The sequence below is a fragment of the Streptomyces sp. NPDC048603 genome, from assembly GCF_043199475.1.
In the GTDB taxonomy this organism is placed as follows: domain Bacteria; phylum Actinomycetota; class Actinomycetes; order Streptomycetales; family Streptomycetaceae; genus Streptomyces.
On record NZ_JBICVY010000007.1, the window covers coordinates 146,220 to 167,251 of the forward strand.

At 72.9% G+C, this 21,032-nt stretch carries 17 protein-coding genes and 1 tRNA gene; 16 read left to right on the forward strand and 2 right to left on the reverse strand.

Annotation, left to right across the window (positions count from 1 at the left end; translation table 11 throughout):
• Positions 1-47 precede the first annotated feature (47 nt).
• Positions 48-905, forward strand: a complete 858-nt coding sequence (locus tag ACGFQ9_RS18775; RefSeq protein WP_393574922.1) for a fumarylacetoacetate hydrolase family protein — start codon at positions 48-50, stop codon at positions 903-905.
• Positions 906-1,020: 115 nt separating this feature from the next.
• Here ACGFQ9_RS18775 and ACGFQ9_RS18780 read toward each other — a convergent pair whose 3' ends face one another.
• The gene (locus ACGFQ9_RS18780) at positions 1,021-2,142 is read right to left on the reverse strand and encodes a Gfo/Idh/MocA family oxidoreductase (protein WP_393574924.1); all 1,122 of its coding nucleotides are present in this window, start codon (positions 2,140-2,142) and stop codon (positions 1,021-1,023) included.
• A gap of 56 nt (positions 2,143-2,198) precedes the next feature.
• Here ACGFQ9_RS18780 and ACGFQ9_RS18785 point away from each other — a divergent pair, with 56 nt between their 5' ends.
• From ACGFQ9_RS18785 to ACGFQ9_RS18855, 15 genes are all read left to right on the forward strand, one after another.
• Entirely contained in the window at positions 2,199-3,377 is a 1,179-nt protein-coding gene (locus ACGFQ9_RS18785; protein WP_393574925.1) for an ROK family protein, read from the forward strand.
• A 268-nt stretch (positions 3,378-3,645) separates the two neighbouring features.
• Positions 3,646-4,722 carry a hypothetical protein gene (locus ACGFQ9_RS18790; protein WP_393574926.1) on the forward strand — a complete coding sequence of 359 codons (1,077 nt, stop codon included), beginning with the start codon at positions 3,646-3,648 and terminating at the stop codon, positions 4,720-4,722.
• A 90-nt stretch (positions 4,723-4,812) separates the two neighbouring features.
• Complete coding sequence (locus ACGFQ9_RS18795; RefSeq protein ID WP_393574928.1) at positions 4,813-5,571, forward strand: GntR family transcriptional regulator; 759 nt, start codon at positions 4,813-4,815, stop codon at positions 5,569-5,571.
• 147 nt (positions 5,572-5,718) lie between these two features.
• Entirely contained in the window at positions 5,719-6,840 is a 1,122-nt protein-coding gene (locus ACGFQ9_RS18800; RefSeq protein WP_393574929.1) for a TIGR03364 family FAD-dependent oxidoreductase, read from the forward strand.
• A gap of 4 nt (positions 6,841-6,844) precedes the next feature.
• The gene (locus ACGFQ9_RS18805; RefSeq protein WP_393574930.1) at positions 6,845-7,570 is read left to right on the forward strand and encodes a phosphonatase-like hydrolase; all 726 of its coding nucleotides are present in this window, start codon (positions 6,845-6,847) and stop codon (positions 7,568-7,570) included.
• The gene (locus ACGFQ9_RS18810; protein ID WP_393574931.1) at positions 7,567-8,664 is read left to right on the forward strand and encodes an ABC transporter ATP-binding protein; all 1,098 of its coding nucleotides are present in this window, start codon (positions 7,567-7,569) and stop codon (positions 8,662-8,664) included. Before ACGFQ9_RS18805 ends, ACGFQ9_RS18810 begins: the two co-directional genes overlap by 4 nt.
• Positions 8,657-9,607 (forward strand): 2-aminoethylphosphonate ABC transporter permease subunit, encoded by a 951-nt coding sequence (locus tag ACGFQ9_RS18815; protein WP_393574932.1) that lies wholly within the window; start codon positions 8,657-8,659, stop codon positions 9,605-9,607. The genes ACGFQ9_RS18810 and ACGFQ9_RS18815 overlap by 8 nt, the downstream gene beginning before the upstream one ends.
• Positions 9,594-10,391, forward strand: a complete 798-nt coding sequence (locus ACGFQ9_RS18820) for an ABC transporter permease (protein ID WP_393574933.1) — start codon at positions 9,594-9,596, stop codon at positions 10,389-10,391. The genes ACGFQ9_RS18815 and ACGFQ9_RS18820 overlap by 14 nt, the downstream gene beginning before the upstream one ends.
• Positions 10,392-10,469: 78 nt before the next feature.
• Positions 10,470-11,537 carry a 2-aminoethylphosphonate ABC transporter substrate-binding protein gene (locus ACGFQ9_RS18825; RefSeq protein ID WP_393574934.1) on the forward strand — a complete coding sequence of 356 codons (1,068 nt, stop codon included), beginning with the start codon at positions 10,470-10,472 and terminating at the stop codon, positions 11,535-11,537.
• 163 nt (positions 11,538-11,700) lie between these two features.
• A complete protein-coding gene (locus ACGFQ9_RS18830) occupies positions 11,701-13,278 on the forward strand; it encodes an alkaline phosphatase family protein (protein WP_393574936.1) in 1,578 nt (525 codons plus the stop codon).
• Positions 13,279-13,376: 98 nt separating this feature from the next.
• Complete coding sequence (locus ACGFQ9_RS18835) at positions 13,377-14,264, forward strand: hypothetical protein (RefSeq protein ID WP_393574937.1); 888 nt, start codon at positions 13,377-13,379, stop codon at positions 14,262-14,264.
• Positions 14,261-18,340: a caspase family protein gene (locus ACGFQ9_RS18840; RefSeq protein ID WP_393574939.1), complete on the forward strand. Its 4,080-nt coding sequence runs from the start codon at positions 14,261-14,263 to the stop codon at positions 18,338-18,340. Before ACGFQ9_RS18835 ends, ACGFQ9_RS18840 begins: the two co-directional genes overlap by 4 nt.
• A gap of 108 nt (positions 18,341-18,448) precedes the next feature.
• On the forward strand, positions 18,449-19,228 hold the full coding sequence (locus ACGFQ9_RS18845) for an HAD-IIA family hydrolase (RefSeq protein WP_393574941.1): 780 nt from the start codon (positions 18,449-18,451) through the stop codon (positions 19,226-19,228).
• Positions 19,229-19,314: 86 nt separating this feature from the next.
• Positions 19,315-20,037 (forward strand): hypothetical protein, encoded by a 723-nt coding sequence (locus ACGFQ9_RS18850; RefSeq protein ID WP_393574942.1) that lies wholly within the window; start codon positions 19,315-19,317, stop codon positions 20,035-20,037.
• Entirely contained in the window at positions 20,034-20,681 is a 648-nt protein-coding gene (locus ACGFQ9_RS18855) for a class F sortase (protein WP_393574943.1), read from the forward strand. The genes ACGFQ9_RS18850 and ACGFQ9_RS18855 overlap by 4 nt, the downstream gene beginning before the upstream one ends.
• Positions 20,682-20,747: 66 nt before the next feature.
• Here the strand turns inward: ACGFQ9_RS18855 and ACGFQ9_RS18860 are convergent.
• Positions 20,748-20,821: transfer RNA gene (locus ACGFQ9_RS18860), tRNA-Lys, on the reverse strand.
• Between the last annotated feature and the right edge of the window lie 211 nt (positions 20,822-21,032).

Sequence of the window (21,032 nt, forward strand, 5' to 3'; positions counted from 1 at the left end):
CCGGGGCATGCCCAGGGCCGACCACCCTCGACCACGGGAGAATGCCCATGAAGCTGCTGCGTGTCGGTCCGGTGGGTGCTGAGCGCCCCGCACTGCTCGACCAGGACGGGACCCTCCGGGACCTGTCCGGCCTTGTCGCGGACGTGAACGGCGAGCTGCTCGCCGACGACTCCGCCCTGTCCCGGGTACGCGACGCGGCGGCCTCCGGTGAGCTTCCGGCGCTCGACGCGGAGGGGCAGCGGATCGGGTCGCCCGTCGGGCGGATCGGCAAGATCGTGGGCATCGGCCTGAACTACCACTGCCACGCGGCCGAGGTCGGCGCGGAGGCGCCCGCCGAGCCGATCGTCTTCATGAAGGCCCCGGACACCGTCGTCGGCCCGGACGACAACGTGCTGATCCCGCGCGGCAGCGTGAAGACCGACTGGGAGGCCGAGCTCGGCGTCGTCATCGGCGCCACCGCCCGCTACCTGTCCTCCGCCGAGGAGGCCCTCTCCCACGTCGCCGGCTACACCCTGGTGAACGACGTCACCGAGCGCGCCTTCCAGAACGAGCGCGGCGGCACCTGGGACAAGGGCAAGAACTGCGAGACCTTCACCCCGATCGGCCCGTGGCTGGTCACCGCCGACGAGGTCGCGGACCCGCAGGCGCTGGGCGTGAAGCTCTGGGTCAACGGCGAGCTCAAGCAGGACGGTACGACCGCCAGCCAGATCTTCCCGGTCGGCGAGGTCGTGCGGTACCTGAGCCACTTCATGACCCTCCACCCGGGCGACGTCATCGTCACCGGCACCCCGGCGGGTGTGGCTGCGGGGCAGCCGGAGCCCAAGCCGTTCCTGCGGGCCGGGGACGTCGTGGAGGTCGAGATCGAGGGCCTCGGCCGTCAGCGCCAGGAGTTCAAGAGCGCGTAGTCGGCTCGCTGCCGACGGGTGCAGGGGTGGGCGCCGCCTTCGGGCGGCGCCCACCCCTGCCGCGCATTGCGGTGGTCCGGTGGTCGGGTGGTCTGCCCGTTCCGGTGGTCCGCCGTCAGTTCCCGAGCGGGACGGTGACGCCCTCCGCCGAGGACCTGCGCGCCGCCTCCAGCACCTCCAGTGCGTGCGCCGCCTCGTACGCGGTGACCGGGGCCGGGCCGCCGTTCCGCAGGGCAGCCGCCACCGCCGCGTAGTACGCCGGGTAGTCGCCCGGTGCGGTCGGCTCCGGCCGCCCGCCGCCGGTCAGCGGGGACTCCCCGGAGCCGACCGTCCCCCAGCAGTGCTCGGGCTCCTCGCCCCACGGCCGGCCGGTGGGCCGGCGCCCCTCGCGCAGGGCCGCCTCCTGCGGGTCCAGGCCGTACTTCACGAAGCCCGCCGAAGAGCCCAGGACCCGGAAGCGCGGTCCCAGCTGGGCGGCGGTCGCGCTCATGTAGAGGTGGGAGCGGACCCCGTTCGCGTGGGTCAGCGCGATGAACGTGTCGTCGTCGGTCTCCGCGCCCGGGCGGCGCGTGTCGGTCTCGGCGTAGACCCGTACGGCCGGCCCGAACAGCACCAGCGCCTGGTCGACCAGGTGGCTGCCCAGGTCGTAGAGCAGGCCGCCGATCTCCTCCGGCGCGCCGGACTCGCGCCAGCCGCCCTTCAGCTGCGGCCGCCAGCGCTCGAAGCGGGACTCGAAGCGCTGGATCTCGCCCAGCTCGCCGGTCGCGATCAGCCGCCGCAGGGTGAGGAAGTCGTTGTCCCAGCGGCGGTTCTGGAAGACGGAGAGGAACGTGCCGCGCTGCTCGGCGAGCTCGGCCAGGGCGCGGGCCTCCGCGGCCGTGGCGGCCAGCGGCTTGTCCACGACCACCGGAATGCCGGCCTTCAGGGCGGTGGTGGCCAGCGGTACGTGCGTCTTGTTGGGGGAGGCGATCACGATGAGGTCGACGGCGGGGGTACGCGCGAACAGCTCGTCGGCGGTGGCGGCGATCCGGGCGTCGGGGAACTCGGCCCGCGCCTGCTCGCGCCGGTCGGGGCGGGTGGTGACCACGGTGTCGAGGACCAGCCCGTCGGTCGCGGCGACCAGGGGGGCGTGGAAGACGGAACCGGCGAGTCCGTAGCCGATGAGGCCGACGCGGAGGGGGCTGCCGGGTCGGGAGCCGTTGCTTGGGCTTGGGCTGCTCGTGCTGCTGGTGCTCATGGCGCCACTTTCGCAACAGTGTTGCCGAAGTGCAAGGAGGGGCGGAGAATGGGTGGGTGAACAGGGGAACTGGAGCGAACCTGCCGGGGCTGCGCGGACACAACGCCGCCTTGGTGCTGGGGCTGCTGCGCGAGGCGGGGGCGGCGGGACTCGGACGCGGCGAACTCGCGCTGCGCACGGGGCTGACCCCGCAAGCCGTCAGCAAGATCGCGGCCAGGCTGCGGGCGGACGGCCTGATCGCGGAGGCCGGCCGTGGCGAGTCCACCGGCGGCAAGCCCCGCACCCTGCTCAGACTGGTCCCGGAGGCCGGGTACGCGGTCGGCGTCCACCTCGACCGTGACGCGCTCCGGGTCGTCCGGGTGGACCTGGCCGGGCGCGTGGTGGCGGAGGCACGGTCGGCCGTGGACTTCGCGGCGGGGCCGGAGCCGGTGGTGGACGCGGTGGTGGCGGGCGTGCGGGAGGTGGGCGTACACGTCGGGGACGGCATGGCCTTCCTGTCGGATCCCTGGCCGGCCGCCCCCGGGGCGGGTGCGTCCGACGAGGGCCCGGCCGCCGTGGACGTACGCGTGGACGTACGTGCGCTCGGGCGCGCGGCGTGGCCGGTCCTGCTCGGGGTGGGGGTGGCGGCACCGGGCCCGCTCGACCGGCGGACCGGGGTGCTGGGCCGGGTCACCGGACACCCCGAGTGGGAGGGCTTCGCGCTCCGGGACGCGCTGGCCGAACGACTGGGGACTGCGGTGGACCTGGACAAGGACACCAACGCGGGGGCCGCGGCCGCCGCGGCCGCCGGCCGCCCGGGCCCGACGGCGTACGTGCACGTCGCCACGGGCGTCGGCGCCGGGCTGGTGCTGGACGGCGAGGTGTACCGCGGTCGGGACAGGCGCTCGGCGGCGGGCGAGTTCGGGCACCAGGTGCTGCTGCTGGACGGCCCGCCCTGCCGGTGCGGGGCGCGGGGGTGCGTGGAGGTGCTGTGCCTGGAGGCGGTGGCGCGGGGAGACCTGCCCGAGGCGGCCCGGGTGATCGGGGAGGCGGTGGCGAACCTGGTCGCGCTGCTGGACGTGGAGCGGGTGCTGCTGGGCGGACGGGTGGTGGAGGCGGACCCGGACGGTTTCGTGGCGGGCGTGGCGAGGGCCGTGGGGGCGCGGGGCGCGGCGGAGGTGCTGACGGCGAGGGCCGGGGTTGCGGAGGGGGCGGCCGAGCTGGTGCTGGCGCCCCTCTTCGGCCGCGCCGGCTAGGGGGTGTCTTGTCGATCAGGCCGGATCGGCCCGCGGCGTCTGGTGCCGTTCGCCGCAAGGCCGAAGCCCGGTTCCTGGTGTCCCTGGCCGCCTCGGCGGCATGACCCGCGCGGCCGTAGGTCGGCGGCCGGGGCCGAACGGGCGGAAACCGGGGTGAGGCAGGCGTGGCAGGCTGGAGGGTATCCGTACGCGTGCGAGGCTGCGGGCCGGGCAGGGTGATAGTCACCTGGTCCGACCATCGTCCGGCAAGCAGCGAAGGCAGCCCTCCATGCGACTGCGCGAAGCCCTGGCCCTCTCGGGGGTCCTGCTCGGCCTCGGCGGGCCGGCCGCCGCTTCTGCCGCAGTGCTCACCTCGGGGCCCGGCGCGGCAGCTGCCCCGCAAGTCGCCTCTGCGGTCGCCGCCGCTCCGGTCGCTTCTCCTCCGTCCGCTCCCCCGCGTACCGGCCCCACGCCCGGGACCCGGACCGGGGCCGCCGCCCCCGCCCCCGCCCCTGCCCCCGGCGCCGGTACGCGGGACGTCGGTGCCGGCGCCGGTGCCGGCGCCAAGCCCGCGCCCGCCCTCCCCGCCCGGCTGCGGGCCGCCGAGTGCGGAGAGGGCAAGAGCACCGAGTTCCCCATCGGTGCCCGGATCCGCGGCGGACCCGCCGTGTACCGGAGCGGCGGGGGACCGCAGAGCTGGTACCTGGACCTGGCCAACACCGGCCCGGCCCCCTGTACGGCGGTGCACCCCGTGGTCGTGTTCACCGACTCCGCCCGCGCCCTGCGGCCCGAGCACCTCCGGATGGAGTTCGACACGGCCGGCGGCACCTACCCGGTCAGCATGGAGCGCACCGATCGCGACGAGGTCATCGCCGTCTTCGACGGCGGCAGTGCCTTCCCCGGCTTCTCCGTGGCGCCCGGTGCCACGGTCACCGTCAAGGTGGGCCTCTCCTTCGACCGGGGCGCACCCGCCGGCGAGGTGGTCGCCGATGCCGCCCTCGTCCAGCGCAAGGGCGACGACGGCGAATGGATCGGCGAGAGCGGCGGGTACCGGTTCTCCGTCGACGGGCCCGACGAGTCGGCCGAGGGCGCCTCGGAGGGCGCGGGCCGGTCAGGCGAGGCACCGGAAACAGGGGAAGCCGGGGCGCTGGCAGATACCGGTACCGATACCGGCACCAGTACCGGTACCGGTGCCGGAGAGGGGACGGGGCGGGCAGCCGGTGGCGCGGGTGACGACGGCGCCGCCGCCGCCGTCGACCGCGCGCGCGAGCGGGCCCGGTGGGTGACCGCCGGGCTGGCCGGCGCCGCCCTGGCGGCCGGCGGCGGCCTGCTCCTCTTCGCCCGGCGGCTCCGCACCACACCCTGAGCCCCCCGCGCAGCACACCCTGGGCCCCGCACCACGCCCCGGGCCCCGCCGTCCGGGCAGAGCGCCCGTCCCGCCGCGTACAGTCCCAGCGTGGAACCAAACGATCACCGCCCCGGCTCGCCCGTCCGTTCCGGCATCCCCGAGCACGGCCGGATCCCGAAGTACTACGCCGTCAAGGCCCGCATCGCCGAGCTCATCGAGGAGCTCGGCGAGGGCGGACTGCTGCCCACCGAACGGGACCTGGCCGAGCGCTACGAGGTGGCCCGCGAGACCGTCCGGCAGGCCCTGCGCGAGCTGTTGCTCGAAGGGCGGCTCCGCCGCTCGGGCCGCGGCACCGTTGTCGCCGGGCCCAAGCTGGAGCAGCCGCTGTCCCTCGCCAGCTACACCGAGGGCGTACGGCGGCAGGGGCGCAGGCCAGGCCGGAACCTGATCGGGCTGGAGCAGTTCCCCTGCCCGCCCGAGCTCGCCCCGGGCATCGGCGCCGAACCGGGCGAACCGGTCTGGCACCTCGAACGGGTGCTGCTCGCCGACGACGAGCGGGTCGGGCTGGAGAGCACGTACGTCCGGGTGGCCCGGGTCCCGCGCCTGGACAGCGATTTCCAGCCGGACTCCTCCTTCTACGGGTACCTCCGCGACCGGCTCGGGATCGCCTTCGGCGACGCCGACGAGAAGCTGGAGACGGTCCTCGCCACCCCCCGCGAGGCGCTGCTCATCGGCACCCCGCCCGCACTGCCCATGCTGCTCATCCACCGCTTCTCGCGCGACCAGGACGGGCGGCCGCTGGAGCGGGTGCGTTCGCTCTACCGTGGTGATCGATTCAGCTTCACGACCCACCTCAAGGCCCAGTAGGGCCACAGAGGGGCCACATTTACGGACATCCGGGGCGCTACATTATCACGGTATGATAACGGGTCTAGTCCAAGTGTCGGGGGCTGTTCACCGTCGCGTCGCCGCTCCGCCCCTTCCGGGTCACCGCCCGCCACCACTTTGGACGCCATGCGAGTCATAGTCGTCGGAGGCGGCGTGGTCGGCACCATGCACGCCTGGCAGGCAGTCCAGCGCGGCCACGAGGTCGTACAGATCGAGCGAGAGGCGGAAGCGCGCGGCGCCTCGTTGCGCAACTTCGGCCAGATCTGGGTGAGCGGGCGGGCCGGGGGTGAGGAGCTCGACACCGCGCTCCGGGCCCGCGAGCTCTGGGAGGAGATCGGGGCGCAGGTCCCCGACCTGGGATTCCGGGCCAACGGCTCGCTCACCCCGGTCCGCACCGACCGTGAGTACGCGGTTGCCGAGGCCGCCACCCGCCGGCCCGATGCCGCCGCCCGCGGCTACGAGGTGCTGACGGCCGCCGAGGCCCGTGCGGCCAACCCGGCCCTGCGCGGCGCCTTCGAGGCCGCCCTGTGGTGCGAGCGCGACGCGGCCGTAGAGCCGCGCACCGCCCAACCCGCCCTGCGCGCCGCGCTGCGGGCCACCGGCCGCTACACCTTCCTCCCCGGCCGCGAGGTCCGTGACGTCGTCGGCCCCGGCGCGGTCCGCGACGACCACGGCGAGGTCCACGCCGGCGACGCCGTCATCCTGGCCACCGGCGCCTGGCTGTCCGGCCTGGTCCGCGAACTCGCCCCCGAACTGCCCGTCCGCCGGGTGCGCCTGCAGATGATGCAGACCGAACCGCTGGGCGAGCGGCTGACCACCTCGGTCGCCGACGCCGACAGCTTCCGTTACTACCCCGCCTACCGCTCGGCGGCGCTCGACGAACTCAACGCGGAGCAGGCCCAGACGGAGACCGCCGCCGCGCACAGGATGCAGCTGCTGATGGTGCAGCGCCTCGACGGCGGCCTGACCATCGGCGACACCCACGAGTACGAGCACCCCTTCGCCTTCGACACCCTCGAGGACCCCTACGACCACCTCACCGAGGTCGTCGAGTCCTTCCTGGGCCGCCCGCTGCCGAAGGTCCGCCGCCGCTGGGCGGGCGTGTACGCGCAGTGCACCGACACCACCCGGGTGGTGCACCGCGAGCAACTCCGGGACGGCGTATGGCTGGTGACCGGACCCGGCGGCCGCGGCATGACCTGCTCCCCGGCCATCGCCGAAACCACCGCGAACGAACTGGGCTGGTGACACCGTGAACAACCCCACCGACAACAGCAGCAGCAACACCACCTACCGCCTCGTCGTCCTCGACATGGCCGGCACCACCGTCGCCGACGGCGGCCTCGTCGATCGGGCCTTCGAGCGGGCCGCCGAACGCCTCGGCGTCGAGCCAGGCTCCGCCGACCACGCCGCGAAGCTCCGGTACGTCCGCGACACCATGGGCGAGTCGAAGATCTCCGTCTTCCGCCACCTCTTCGGCACCGAGGAGGCGGCCCGGCAGGCCAACACCGCCTTCGAGGAGGCCTACGGCGAACTCGTCGACGGCGGCCTGATCGCGGAGGTCCCCGGCGCCCGCAAGGCCATCGAGGAGCTCCGCGCCGCCGGCCGCACCGTCGTCCTGTCCACCGGCTTCGCCCGGGTCACCCAGGACGCGATCCTCGACGCCCTCGGCTGGCGCGACCTGGTCGAGCTGACCCTGTGCCCCGCCGACGCGGGCGGCCGCGGCCGCCCCTACCCGGACATGGTGCTGGCCGCGCTGCTGCGCACCGGCGCGGTGGACGACGTACGGCACGTGGCGGTGGCCGGGGACACGGCGTACGACATGCTCAGCGGGAGCCGGGCCGGGGCCGGGGTGGTTGCCGGGGTGCTGACCGGCGCGCACGACCGGGAGGCCCTGTCGGCCAACGGCGCCACCGACGTCCTCGGATCGGTCGCCGAACTCCCCGGCCTGCTGGACGCACGGGAGCGGCGGGCGTGAGCGGCATACGGTTCGACTCGGTGTCGGTCGCCTACGGCGGCACCACCGTCCTGGACTCGCTCGACCTGACCGTCGAGCCGGGCGAGGTCATGGCGCTGCTCGGGCCGTCCGGGTCCGGGAAGACGACCGCACTGCGGGCGGTGGCCGGCTTCGTCCGGCCGGTCTCGGGACGGGTGCTGATCGGCGGGCGGGACGTCACCGCGCTGCCGCCGCACCGGCGGGGCATCGGCATGGTCGTCCAGCAGTACGCCCTGTTCCCGCACATGCGGGTCGAGGAGAACGTCGCCTTCGGGCTGCGCGCACAGAAGGCCCCGAAGGCGGAGATCCCCGGGCGGGTCGCCGAAGCCCTGGAGATGACCGGCATGGGCGCCTACGCCCGTCGCTACCCGCGGGAGCTGTCGGGCGGCCAGCAGCAGCGCGTGGCGATCGCCCGGGCGCTCGCCATCCGCCCCGGGGTACTGCTGCTGGACGAGCCGCTGTCGGCGCTCGACGCCCAGCTGCGCTCCGGGATGCTCACGGAACTCGCCCGGCTGCACCGGGAACTCCCGGACGTGTCGATCCTCTACGTCACCCACGACCAGGTCGAGGCGCTGACCCTGGCGGACCGGATCGCGGTGATGGACCGGGCCCGGCTCCAGGACTGCGGGACCCCGCACGAGCTGTACCGGTCGCCGCGGACCGCATTCACGGCCTCGTTCGTCGGCAACGCCAACCTGCTGCCGGTCACCGTCGCCGAGGCCGGGGCGGTGTTCGCCGGCCGCGACCTCACGCTCGACCGGGGCCGCGCCGCCCCGGGCTCCCAGGCCACCCTGTGCGTCCGGCCACACCTGCTCGGACTGGGCGACGGCCCCAACGCCCTCCGCGGCCGGATCACCGAGGTCCAGTGGCGCGGCTCCACCCACCGGCTGTACGTCGACGTGGACGGGCACCGGGTCAAGGCGGACCTGCCGGAGCTGCGCGACACCCCCGCACTGGGCGAGGAGGTCACGCTGCACTTCGAACCGCGGGACGCGGTGCTGCTGTCGGCCGGGGTGTCCGCCGGGGCGTCGGCCGGGGCGTCGGCCGGGGCGTCGGCTGGGGTGTCGGATGGCTGAGCGGTTGTCTTCCGCGACGCGGCCGGTGCTCTCCGGCGCGGCCCCGGCCCCTGCGGACGCACAGCGCGTGCCGGACCCGAGGCACGCGCAAAGGCCGGACCGGGCCGGACCGGGCCGGAGGGCACTGCGGGTGCCGCGCAGCGTCTGGGCGCTGCCGCCCGTCGCCGTGCTCGGGCTGGTCTTCCTCTATCCGCTCGCGCTCGTGGTGCAGCAGTCCCTCACCCCCGACAGCGGCGGCGCCTTCAGCGCCTACGCCAAGGTCTTCGGCTCCACCGCGTTCCGCGACGCGCTCGGCACCACCGTGTGGCTGGCCGTCGGTGCCACCGCCGGGTGCCTGCTGCTCGGTTTCGTGCTGGCCCTGGTCATCGCCTTCGTACCGTTCCCCGGCGCCCGTTCCGTCGCCAAGTTCATCGACGTATTCCTCTCCTTCCCCTCCTTCCTCATCACCCTCGCCCTCCTCTTCATCTACGGCAACGTCGGCATGGCCAACGGCCTGTGGACCGACGCGACCGGCGCCACCGAGGGGCCCTTCCACTTCCTCACCACACCCTGGGGCGTACTCCTCGCGGAGATCACCTACTTCACCCCCTTCGTGATGCGCCCGCTGCTCGCCGCGTTCTCCCAGATCGACACCGCGCAGCTGGAAGTGGCGTCGAGCCTGGGCGCCCGGCCCCTCCGGATCGTCCGCCGGGTGATCCTCCCCGAGGCCCTGCCCGCCCTCGCCGCCGGCGGCAGCCTCGTCCTGGTGATGTGCCTCAACGAGTTCGGCATCGTGCTCTTCACCGGCGCCAAGGGTGTCACCACCCTCCCGATGCTGGTCTACGGCAAGGCCATCCTCGAATCCGACTACCCGGCCGCATGCGTGGTCGCCGTCGTCAACATCGCGATCTCCGTGGGCCTGTTCGGCCTCTACCGGGTGGTGAGCAAGCGTGCTGGTGCATAGCCGGGCGGGCCGCTGGGCGGCCTGGGCCCTCTTCCTCGTCCTCTTCCTGCCGCTGTTCGCGCTGCCGCTGCTCGTGGTGGTCGCGGCCTCCTTCGCCACCCACTGGTCCGGGGCCTTCCCCTCCGGTCCCACCACCGAGCACTACGCCTCCGCCGTCCGCGGCGAATCCCTCCAGGCCCTCACCACCAGCCTGGTCACCGCCGTCACCGCGAGCCTGCTCGCGCTCGCCACCGGCGCCTGGGCCGCGCTCGCCGCCGCGGGCCTGCGCCGGCGCGGGAAGCGGTCCCTGGACGCCCTGTTCATGCTGCCGGTCGCGGTGCCGTCCGTGGTCGTCGGCCTCGCCGTCCTAGTCGCGTTCAGCCGGCCGCCGCTGCTGCTCAACGGCACCAGCAGCATCGTCGTCCTCGCGCACACCATTCTTGTCACGGCGTTCGCCTACCAGTCGGTTTCGGCTGCCATCCTGCGTCTCGACCCCGCGTACGAGCAGGCGGCCGCCAGCCTGGGCGCCCGCCCCGCGTACGTCCTGTGGCGGGTCAAACTCCCCCTGCTGCTGCCCTCCCTCAACGCGGCCGCCGGTCTCTGCTTCGCCCTCTCCATGGGCGAGCTGAGCGCCACGATGATGCTCTACCCGCCGGACTGGACGCCCCTCCCCGTCCGGATCTTCACCGCGACCGACCGCGGCTCGCTGTTCGGCGGCTCCGCCGTCGCCGTGGTCCTGATGGCCACCACCCTGCTGGTCCTGCTGGCCGTCTCCCGCATCCGCACCAGAGCCTCCTACCGCTGAACCCCCGTCTGCCCGTCCGTCAAAAGTCCCCCGAAGAGTCCCCGAAGAGCCCCCGAAAAGTTTCCCGAAGGAACCCCCATGTCCCGCAAGCTCCTGCGCACCGCCACCGCCGTCACCGCGGCCCTCACCCTCGCCTCCGCCCTCACCGCCTGCGACGCCTCCTCCACCGAGTCCAAGAGCGGCGAGAAGGTCGTCCTCGTCTACAGCGCCGACGGCCTCAAGGGCGAGAAGGGCGACGGCTGGTACGACAAGGTCTTCGCCGACTTCACCAAGAAGACCGGCATCGAGGTGAAGTACGTCGAGGGCGGCTCCGGCGAGATGGTCCAGCGCGCCGTCCGCGAGAAGACCAACACCCAGGCCGACGTACTGATCACCCTGCCGCCGTTCATCCAGCAGGCCGACGGCAAGGGACTCCTCCAGGCGTACGCGCCCCAGGGCGCCGACAAGGTCAACGGCCGCGACAAGGACGCCGACGCCAAGTGGACCTCCGTGGTCAACAACTACTTCGGCTTCGTCTACAACAAGAAGGAGCTCCCGGAGGCCCCCAAGACCTGGGAGCAGCTGCTCGACCCGAAGTTCAAGGGCAAGCTGCAGTACTCCACCCCCGGTGTCGCCGGCGACGGCACGGCCGTGCTCATCAAGTCGATGCACGACTTCGCCGGCAAGGAGCCGGCCATGGAGTACCTGAAGAAGCTCCAGGCCAACAACGTGGGTCCGTCGTCCTCGACCAGCAAGCTGGCGCCGAAGACCGACAAGGGCGAGATCCTCGTCGCCAACGGCGACGTGCAGATGAACTTCGCCCAGTCCAAGTCCATGCCGAACCTGGGCATCTGGTTCCCGGCCAAGGAAGGCGGCGCGCCCACCACCTTCGCCCTCCCCTACGCGGCCGGCCTGGTCAAGGACGCCCCGCACACCGAGAACGGCAAGAAGCTCCTCGACTACCTGCTCAGCGAGGAGGCCCAGAAGCTGGTCAGCGAGGTCGGCGGCGGCTTCCCGGCCCGTACGGACGTCAAGCCCACCGACGCCAACGCGGTCGAGCTCACCAAGCTGATGAACGGCGTGGAGATCTTCGAGCCGGACTGGGCGGACATCGACAAGAACCTGACGGCGTACGTCGACGCGTGGAAGTCCGCAACCGGCAGCTGAGCCGTAACCCGGCGGTCACCCTCGGACGCCATTGTGTGACACGAAGATAACGGGTCTGGACCGAACGCCCGCACCGTTCGGTCCGGACCTGCCTGCGCGCCCTCTCTCCTTCCCCCCCCCCCGCAGTCCCCCCTCAGCCCCCCCCCGCAGCACCCCCGACCGCATGCTCCTGGAGGAGTACGTGTCCACAGCCCTGCCCGGACGCCGTCCCACCGGACGCCGCCGCACCGCTGCGGTGAGCGCCACCGCGGCCGCCCTGCTCGGTGCGACCCTCGCCGCCACCACCCCCGCCGGTGCCGCCCCCGCGCCCGCGGCGGCCGCCGCCGGCACCGACAAGGTCCTGGTCATCGGCCTCGACGGGGTCGTCCTCGACCGCATCAAGGCCGCCAACGCCCCGAACCTCAACGGCCTGATGGCCCAGGGCCTCACGGCCAAGAGCACCCTCTACGCCAACCCGATGGCCGCCACCTCCTCCGGCCCCGGCTGGTCCACCATCGCCACCGGCGTCTGGCCCGACAAGCACGGAGTGAAGGACAACTCCTTCACCGGCAAGAACTACACCGCCTACCCGGACTTCCTGACCCGCATCGAGAACGCCTCCCCGGCGCTCAACACCTACGCGGCGGCCGACTGGGAGCCCATCACCTCCACCGACCAGAACGGCCCGATCTTCTCCGCGAAGGTCGACAAGCGGCTCTCCCTCAAGGGCGACCGGGACGGCTACCGCAACGAGGACCCCAAGGTCGCCGCGGCCGCCGCCGCCGAACTGCGCGACGCCAACCCCGACGCCTCCTTCGTCTACCTCGGCGAGGTCGACGCCGCCGGCCACTCCAGTGGCGCCTCCAGCCAGGCGTACCTTGACGCCATCGCCCGGGTCGACGCCCTCGTCGGCCAGCTCCTCACCGCGGTCCAGCAGCGCCCGACGTACGCCCAGGAGAACTGGAAGATCCTGGTCACCACCGACCACGGGCACACCGCCGCGGGCGGCCACGGCGGCTCCACCATCGCCGAGCGCGGCACCTTCGTCATCGCCAGGGGCGCCGGCATCCCGGCCGGCTCGGTCCGTGACGACGTCCGCCTGGTGGACGTCGCCGCCATCGCCCTGCAGCACGTCGGCGTGGCCGCCCCCTCCACTCTCGACGGCGTCCCGCTGAACGCCCCCGACAGTGACCCCTTCGACACCCTGCGCCCCAGCCTCCAGGCCCGCCTGGACGAGACCGGCATCCCGGCCGGCACCAAGGGCTTCACCCACACCCCGCCGGCCGGCTGGTCGGTCGACAACTCGAAGATGGGCACGGGAGGTGTGCGGGAGTGGGCCGGATGGGCCTTCGCCACCGACGAGTTCTGGTCCCAGGCACAGCGCGACCAGTGGCGTGAGCTGAACGTGCGATCCCGCGACGTGTTCGCCGTCGCCGACTCCGACGAGTGGGACGACAAGACCCACACCGGCACCTTCGACTCCACCCTGATCACCCCCAAGTGGGCGGTGACGGGCGGCACCACGAAGACCTTGCGCTACCAGACCCACTACCGCCACGAGGCCGGCCAGACCGCCCAGGTCCTCGTCTCCTACAACGGTGGCGCCGCGACCGTGGTCAAGAACCACACGGCCGACGCCCTGGCCAAGTCCGAGGCCCTCACCCTCCAGGTCCCGGTCGGCGCCACCGACGTCCAGGTCCGCTTCCGCTACACCGGCACCAACAACTGGTTCTGGACCGTCGACAACGTCACCCTGAGCTGACCCCCGCACATCCACAGGCCGCATATCCACAGGCCGCACACCGGCCGCCCACCGGCGGTAGCCTGACCACCTGTCACCACAAGGGGAGGGCTGCCGCCGTGAGCCGGATCGTGGTCGTGCACGGAGTGGGACACCAACTCGGCACCGCCGAGACGCTCCTGGCCGAAGTCGGCCCCGCCCTCCTCGGCGGGGCCGCACTCGCCCGCCGTCACGACCCGTCCCTGCCCGCGGTCACCCACGGCGACATCGCCTGCGCCGGCTACGGAGACCTCTACCGGCAGTCCGGCACCCGCGGCGAACCCCACTACGCCGCCGAGGACGTCGAGCCCGGCTTCGAGACCGACCTGCTGCTGGAGTGGTGGCGGGAGGCGGCCCGCCTCGACCCGGCCGTGACACCTCCCGGCGCCGAGGGCAGGGGAGCCGTCGGACACCTGGCGAGCCGCCCCCTCCGACTCGCCCTGATCCGGCGCGCTCTGGACGCCCTCACCCGCAACCGGTTCTTCGGCGCGGTCTCCGACCGGCTGCTGATCTCCGACCTCAAGCAGGTCCGCCGCTACTTCTCCGAGCCGGAGCTCCGGCAGGCCGCCCGCGACCGGGTCGCCGAACGCATCACCCCGGACACGAGGGTGGTCGTCGCCCACTCGCTCGGCTCGGTCGTCGCCTACGAGACCCTGTGCACGCACCCGCAGTGGCAGCCACTGACCCTGGTCACCCTCGGCTCCCCGCTGGGACTGGGCAACCTGGTCTTCGACCGCCTCCAGCCGCCGCCGGAGGGCGGCCGGGGCACGTGGCCGGGCCCCGTGAAGACCTGGCACAACCTGGCCGACGAGGGAGACGTCGTCGCCCTCGTCCGCGAACTCGCACCCCGTTTCGGCCCCGGCGTCCAGGACGGCACCGTCGACAACGGCGCGCAGATGCACAGCATGGCGGCGTACCTGACGGCGGCGGAGACGGGCACGGCGATCGCGGCGGGGCTCCTGGCGTGACCGGCGGCACGGCCGACGGCCTCACCCGCCACCTCTTCGCCTTCGGCTCGGGCACCTATCCGGCCGACCCGTACCTGCCCGACCTGCCGGGCGTGCCGGACGACCTGCACCGCGTCGGAGAGCTCCTCTCCGGACTCGGCTACCGGCCGATCCTCCCCGAGCTCCGCGACGCACCGGACGCAGGCCAGGTCCTGGCCGGCCTGGAGGACTGGCTCCAGGACCCGGCGCGCACCGAGACGGACGTCCTGACCGTCTACTACGCCGGCCACGGCCTGCGCGAGACCCACCACCGGCTCACCTGCCGCACCAGCCGCCAGGACCGGCAGACGAGCACGATCCGCACCTCGGAGCTCGCCGAACTGCTCGCCGGATCCCCCGTCGGCCACGCCCTCCTGATCCTCGACACCTGCTACGCCGAACTGGGCGCGGCCGGGATCACCAAGGCGGCCGCAGAGCTCGTGGACGTACGCCCGCCGGACGCGGACGGCCTGTGGCTGCTCGCATCGGCCCGCGCCCGGGGCATCGCCCACGACCACGCCTTCGTGGACGGCTTGGACCGGGCGGTCCGGAACGGCGCGGCCGGGATGCGGCCGCGCTACCTGGACGTGGCCACGCTCACGGCCCGGATCAACGCACACCTGGCGGAGCACCGCCCCGACCAGCGGGCCACCTACCACGCCGCGTCCGGCCAAGCCGTGCCGCCGTTCTTCCCCAACCGGGAACACCGCCCGGGCCTTCCCGAACACCCCGTGGACGTGGAATCGGCCCGCGAGTGGACGGCCCACTTCGACCCGTGCGGCCGGGGAGTGGAGTACGCGAGCGAGAAGGGCGACCACTTCACCGGCCGCCGCCAGGCGCTGGCCACCCTGACGGGATGGCTCCGCGAACCGCGCCACGACGCCCGCGCCCGGGTCGTGACGGGCGACCCGGGCTCGGGCAAGTCGGCGGTCCTGGGCCGGCTGCTGGCCCTGACCCGAGAGGACCGCCCCGAAGCGCCGGCGCACCTCCTCCCGCCGGTCGGCTGCGTCACGGTGGCCGTCCACGCCCACGGCACCACCCTGGAACAGCTCACGTCCCGCCTGGCGACGGCCCTGGCGGTGGACGCGGACTCCCCGCCGGAGCTGCTGGCCGCACTGGCGGACGGAGACCAAATCCGAACGGTCCTCATCGATGCCCTGGACGAAGCGGGCACGGGCGTCGGCGGCCGCGAACCCCAGCGCATCGCACGGGAATTACTCCGCCCCCTGTCAGCTCTCCCGCACCTCCGCCTGATCATTGGCACCCGCCGCAGCGGCATCGCTGACCTGGGGCGGGCCGTCGAGATCATCGACCTGGACACGGACGCGTACACGGGCCGCGAGGACATCGAGGTGTACGCCGCCGGCCTGCTGCCGGAGCCAGTGCACCGCGAGGCGCTGGCAAGGGCGGTCGCAGGCAGGGCGGGCCGCTCGTTCCTGGTCGCGCGGATGACCGTACGAGCGCTGGTCCACGGTGACCTGGCGGTCGACGTCGACCGCCCCGGCTGGGAGGCGGACCTCCCTTCGGAAGTCGGCCAGGCCTTCGATGCCTACCTCGCCCGCTACGGTGACGACGAGCCCAAGGTTCGGCGCCTCCTCCGCCCCCTCGCCTACGCCGAAGGCACCGGTCTTCCTTGGGACTCCCTGTGGGCCCCTCTGGTCACGGCCCTGTCCGGCGTCCCGTGTACCGACGACGACGTGGACTGGCTGCTGCGCAATGCGGGTGCGTACATCCTCGAAGTCCCACTGAACGAGGGCCGCTCGGTCTTCCGCCTCTATCACGAGGCTCTGGCAGACCATCTCCGCGACCCCCGCCGCGCCCGCGAGGACCAGCGCCGTATGACGGCAGCCCTGCTCGCCTCGGTCCCGTCCCGTTCCCAGGGCGACCCGGACTGGGCCCGCGCCCACCCGTATCTCCTCGCTCACCTGACGGGTCACGCCGATGCCTCGGGCGATCTGGAACGGCTCGTGGAGGACGCCTGGTTCCTCGTCCACGCGGACCCGGACGCCTTGCTGGCGGCCATGCCGCCGGGTCCCGTCCGCGCGATGTACCGGACGTCAGCACACCTGCACCGAGGCGCATCAACCGCCGACCGTGCACAGGTTCTGGCGGTGGATGCCGCCCGGTACGGCCTGGAGGGACACCGGGCCGCGCTGTCGGCGAGGCTCGGGTGGGGTGTGCGCTGGGCTACTGGGAGCCAGGCCAGCCCGCATTTCCGAGGCGTGCTCGTCTCCGGGCATGAAGTCAATCCGGGGCTGCTGGCCTCCGTGCGGTGGGACGGGCGGGATGTGCTGCTCACGGCAGGCAACGAAGGCACAGTCTCGGTATGGGAACCAAGGGACCGGCTGCTGCTGGCGACACTCGAGGGACACCACGGCCCACTCAGGGCCATTACCGGCACGGAGGCGGACGGTACAACCCTTGTGGTGACCGCCGATTCCGACGACATGGTGCGCGTCTGGGACCTGGCCGCCGCTGCCGAGCGGATCCGGTTTCAGGTGGCCACCAGGGTTCGTGGCCTGGCGTGCACCAGGCTGGTGGGCCGACCGGTCGTGGTCGGCTGTGAGCGCGGAGGGCCCGTCTGGGCCCGGGACCTGCTGACCGGAGAGGTCCGGCAGTTCATGGAACACGGGCGGCTGCCGGCGAGCAGTCGCTTGGCCATGGTGTGCGCGGGGACCGGGGAAGAGACGGCCGTCCTCGTTGTCACGGATGGGGTCTTCCGCTGGATGCCGGCCACGGGTGACATGGCAGAGGTACGGGTCGAGGGGCTGCTGGAAGGGGTGGCTCCGCCGGTGGCCGCAGCCGACATCGGCGGCCGAGTGCTTTTTGTGGTCGGCGACTTCGTCGGCTTCGAACTGTGGGACATCGAAGCCGGCGAACGGTTGACGGAGCGGACGCTCGCACTCACCCATTTCCGTACTCTGGCTCTCGCCGAACTGGGAGGCAGCGCAGTCATCTTGGTCGGCTGCTGGAACGGCACGGTGGGAGTATGGGACCCGGTCGGTTGCCGGTCGCTCGGGCTGCTCAACGGTCACACGGCCAGCATCGTCTCCATGGCCACCCTCACGATCGACGGGGTGGCGCACGTTGCGACGGGCAGCGAGGACGGCACCGTCCGACTGTGGGATCTCGAGGCCTTGGACGAGCCCGGGCCGCGCAAAGCCCACATGGGCTCCGCCGTGTCCGTCTCCTGTGCCGTCATCGAGGGTGAACCGGTGGCCGTCACGGGCAGCGTCGACCACACGGTCCGGGTGTGGGAGCTTGCCTCGGGCAGGGAACTCGTCCTGTTGCGGGGCCACCACGGCACTGTCACCTCCGTTGCTTGCGCCACGGTCGACGGAACACCGGTGGTCCTCTCAGCCTCCGAGGACGCCTCGGTGGTGGTCTGGAACCTCGCCACGCGCACCCGGCAGGCGCGCTTCTCACCGATCCAGGGGGCGCTTGTAGCGTGTGCCGTGGTTGACGGTCGGCTCCTCGCCGTGACCGGCGCCTACTCCGAGCAAGCGCACACCGACGAGTGTGCGCTGTGGGACGTGGCATCGGGTCGATATCAGGGCAGCATCGGTACGGGCTTGAGGTTCGGAGGGAAGGTCGCCACCGCGGTGTGGGACGGCGTGCCTGTTGCCGCAGTGGCGCATCGGCTTCTTGCCCCGAACGCGGTCCACCTGTGGGACCTGGCCCGGAGGGAACGGCTCCGGGAGTTCCCCGTGGATGGCCCGGTCGGCGCGGTGGCCTGCGGCTCCGATGGCTACCGCCACCTGGTCATCGCCGCGGTGTCGGGAAGGACGGTCTGCTGGGACGCACGGACCGGCCGTCCGCTGCACGCCATGTCCGACGGCCCGTCCTGGGCCTCCGACATCGCCTGCGGAGTCTTCGGCGGCGTCGATGCGCTTGCCATCGCGGGGACCGGGGGCGTATGGGTGAGGGAGCTCACCACCGGACGGCTGCTGCACCGCATTGCGCTGCCCGTCCCGCCCAGAGCAGTGGCCTTCGGCCCCGGCGGCGAGCTCGTCGTCTGTGCCGGTTTCGAGGTGATCGTCCTGGAACGTTCACGCTGAGGCCACGTCCGGGCACCGGACGCCGCCACACGCCGTCACGCTCCACCGATAGGGTGGTGGTACAGACCACAGGTCAATGGCCGGCGAGGCCAGAGCGGAGAGAAGTCCGTGGGAGAGCGCAAGCCGATCGAATCCTGGCTCACCGACATGGACGGGGTCCTCATCCACGAGGGCACTCCCATCCCCGGCGCCGATGCCTTCATCAAGCGGCTGCGCGAGTCCGGCAAGCCCTTCCTCGTCCTGACCAACAACTCCATCTACACCCCGCGCGACCTGCACGCCCGCCTCCAGCGCATGGGGCTGGACGTGCCCGTCGAGAACATCTGGACCTCGGCCCTGGCCACCGCCAAGTTCCTGGACGACCAGCGCCCCGGCGGCACCGCCTATGTGATCGGCGAGGCCGGTCTGACCACCGCCCTGCACGACATCGGTTACGTGCTCACCGATCACGAGCCCGATTACGTCGTCCTGGGGGAGACCCGGACGTACTCCTTCGAGGCGATGACCAAGGCCGTCCGCCTGATCAACGCCGGCGCCCGCTTCATCTGCACCAACCCCGACGAGACCGGCCCGTCCACCGAGGGCCCGCTGCCCGCCACCGGAGCCGTGGCCGCGCTGATCACCAAGGCGACCGGCAAGAAGCCGTACTTCGCCGGCAAGCCCAACCCGCTGATGATGCGTACGGGCCTCAACGCGATCGGGGCGCACTCCGAGACCAGCGCGATGATCGGCGACCGGATGGACACCGACGTGCTGGCCGGCCTCGAGGCGGGCATGCAGACCTTCCTGGTGCTCACCGGGCTCACCACGGTCGAGGACACAGAGAAGTTCCCGTACCGGCCGACCAAGACCGTGGACTCCATCGCGGATCTGGTGGACCTGGTCTGATCGGCTGATCCGGCTGACCCGTCTGCCGCGTCCCGGATGCGGCGGCGTGTTCCGCGAGTGAACCTCCTTGCACGAGGAGGTTCACGATGCGCACTGCTCTGCTCGCTCTCCGTGCCACCGGCGCGGCCGCCGCCCTGACCGCCGTCTCCGTGTTCGCCGGGCCCGCCGCCCTGGCCGAGGAGGGGAACCGGGGCACGGTCTGGGCCACCCCGACCACGGCCGAGCCGGGGGCGCAGGTCGAGCTGCGCGTCCTGGGCTGCGACGGCGGGAAGGGGGTCGCGAAGTCGCCGGTCTTCGTCTCGCCCGTCCCGCTGCACGGCCGGGGCGGTCACGGTGGCCGCAGCGTCTACGGCGGCGAGCTCTTCGGCGAGGCCATGATCAGCTCGCACGCCAAGCCGGGCTGGCACACCATCGAGGCGCACTGCGAGGGCGGGGCGGGCAGGGCGACCGGCTCGATCCAGGTGGTGCCGCACCGCGGCGGCGGCCACGACAAGCCGGACCACGACAAGCCGGACCACGGCAAGCCCGACCACGACCGGCCGCCGTACGCCCACCACACCCCCCGCTGGCCGGTCCACGCGGGCGGCGGCGGCATGGCCGGGAAGCTTCCCGGCGCAGAGCAGCTCCCTGCCGCCGGAAAGCCCGCCGGGAACCCCGCCGCCGAGAACCTCGCCGCGGCGAAGAAGCACCCGGCGCCGCAGGGCCCGGGCCTGCCGCACACCCTGATCGGCGCGTTCCTGGCGGCCGCCGCGACCCTCGCCGTGGCGGGCCGGGCGCTGAAGCTGCGGCGCCGCCGCAGCGGGGAGTGACCGAGCCGAGGTCCTCCGGCGGGGGCCGGGTGCTGACCGTCGCCGCCTGGACGGTCCTGGTGCTGGGCCTGTGGCTGTGGGGACGCGAGATCACCGACGTGCGGCCCGGCGGCGGAGCGGGCCAGGCCGGGGCGATGGCCCCGGCCGGCCTGCCCGCCGCGCACGCCCCGCTGGGTCCCGCCCTCCCGAAGCGGGTCGACGTTCCCTCGATGGGCATCCGCGCCCCGCTGATCCCGCGGGGCCTGGACGGTGACGGGGCGATCGAGCCGCCCCCCTTCGACCGCCCCGGAACGGTCGGCTGGTGGGGCGGCGGCACCCGGCCGGGAGAGGCGGGGGCCGCCCTGCTGGTGGGGCACGTGGACACCGCGTCGAAGCCGGCGGTGTTCTACGGGCTGAGCACGGCGAAGCCGGGGGACAAGGTCCGGGTCGCCCGTACGGACGGCACGGTCGCCGAGTTCACCGTCGAGGACGTCCAGGTCTACGAGCGCCGGTCCTTCGACGCGCACAAGGCGTACGGGCCGAAGGTGCCGGGACGGGCCGAGCTCCGGCTGGTGACCTGCGGCGGGACATACGACAAGGCGGCCGAGGAGTACACGGCGAACGTGGTGGTGTCGGCGTACCTGACCGGGACCGCGCGGTCCTGACCGGCAGGGGGAACGCGGGAGACAACGAAGAAGCCCCTCGCTGCTGCGAGGGGCTTCTTCCGTCGGTGCGCCGCCAGGGACTCGAACCCCGGACCCGCTGATTAAGAGTCAGCTGCTCTAACCAACTGAGCTAGCGGCGCCTGCTGACAGAGAAAACTCTACCCCACGTTTCGCGGTGCGCGTGACCAGCCACGCCCGGCTTGTCCGATTAACCCATATTCCGGCCCTTTTCCGTGCACTATATCTCTTGGTCGCGTCGCATCTGACGATGCGCCAGGTTTCTCCGGGCTGGGTGAGGAGTGGACGGAACCGCATGACGACGCAGACGCAGGCGCAGCCGCCGACGACAGA

What these genes read in the sequence shown, in the direction of transcription:
- ACGFQ9_RS18830 (WP_393574936.1), top strand. Translation starts at nt 11,701, where the DNA reads ATGCTCCTGGAGGAGTACGTGTCCACAGCCCTGCCCGGACGCCGTCCC.
- ACGFQ9_RS18775 (WP_393574922.1), top strand. Translation starts at nt 48, where the DNA reads ATGAAGCTGCTGCGTGTCGGTCCGGTGGGTGCTGAGCGCCCCGCACTG.
- ACGFQ9_RS18790 (WP_393574926.1), top strand. Translation starts at nt 3,646, where the DNA reads ATGCGACTGCGCGAAGCCCTGGCCCTCTCGGGGGTCCTGCTCGGCCTC.
- ACGFQ9_RS18825 (WP_393574934.1), top strand. Translation starts at nt 10,470, where the DNA reads ATGTCCCGCAAGCTCCTGCGCACCGCCACCGCCGTCACCGCGGCCCTC.
- ACGFQ9_RS18815 (WP_393574932.1), top strand. Translation starts at nt 8,657, where the DNA reads ATGGCTGAGCGGTTGTCTTCCGCGACGCGGCCGGTGCTCTCCGGCGCG.
- ACGFQ9_RS18800 (WP_393574929.1), top strand. Translation starts at nt 5,719, where the DNA reads ATGCGAGTCATAGTCGTCGGAGGCGGCGTGGTCGGCACCATGCACGCC.
- ACGFQ9_RS18780 (WP_393574924.1), bottom strand. Translation starts at nt 2,142, where the DNA reads ATGAGCACCAGCAGCACGAGCAGCCCAAGCCCAAGCAACGGCTCCCGA.
- ACGFQ9_RS18850 (WP_393574942.1), top strand. Translation starts at nt 19,315, where the DNA reads ATGCGCACTGCTCTGCTCGCTCTCCGTGCCACCGGCGCGGCCGCCGCC.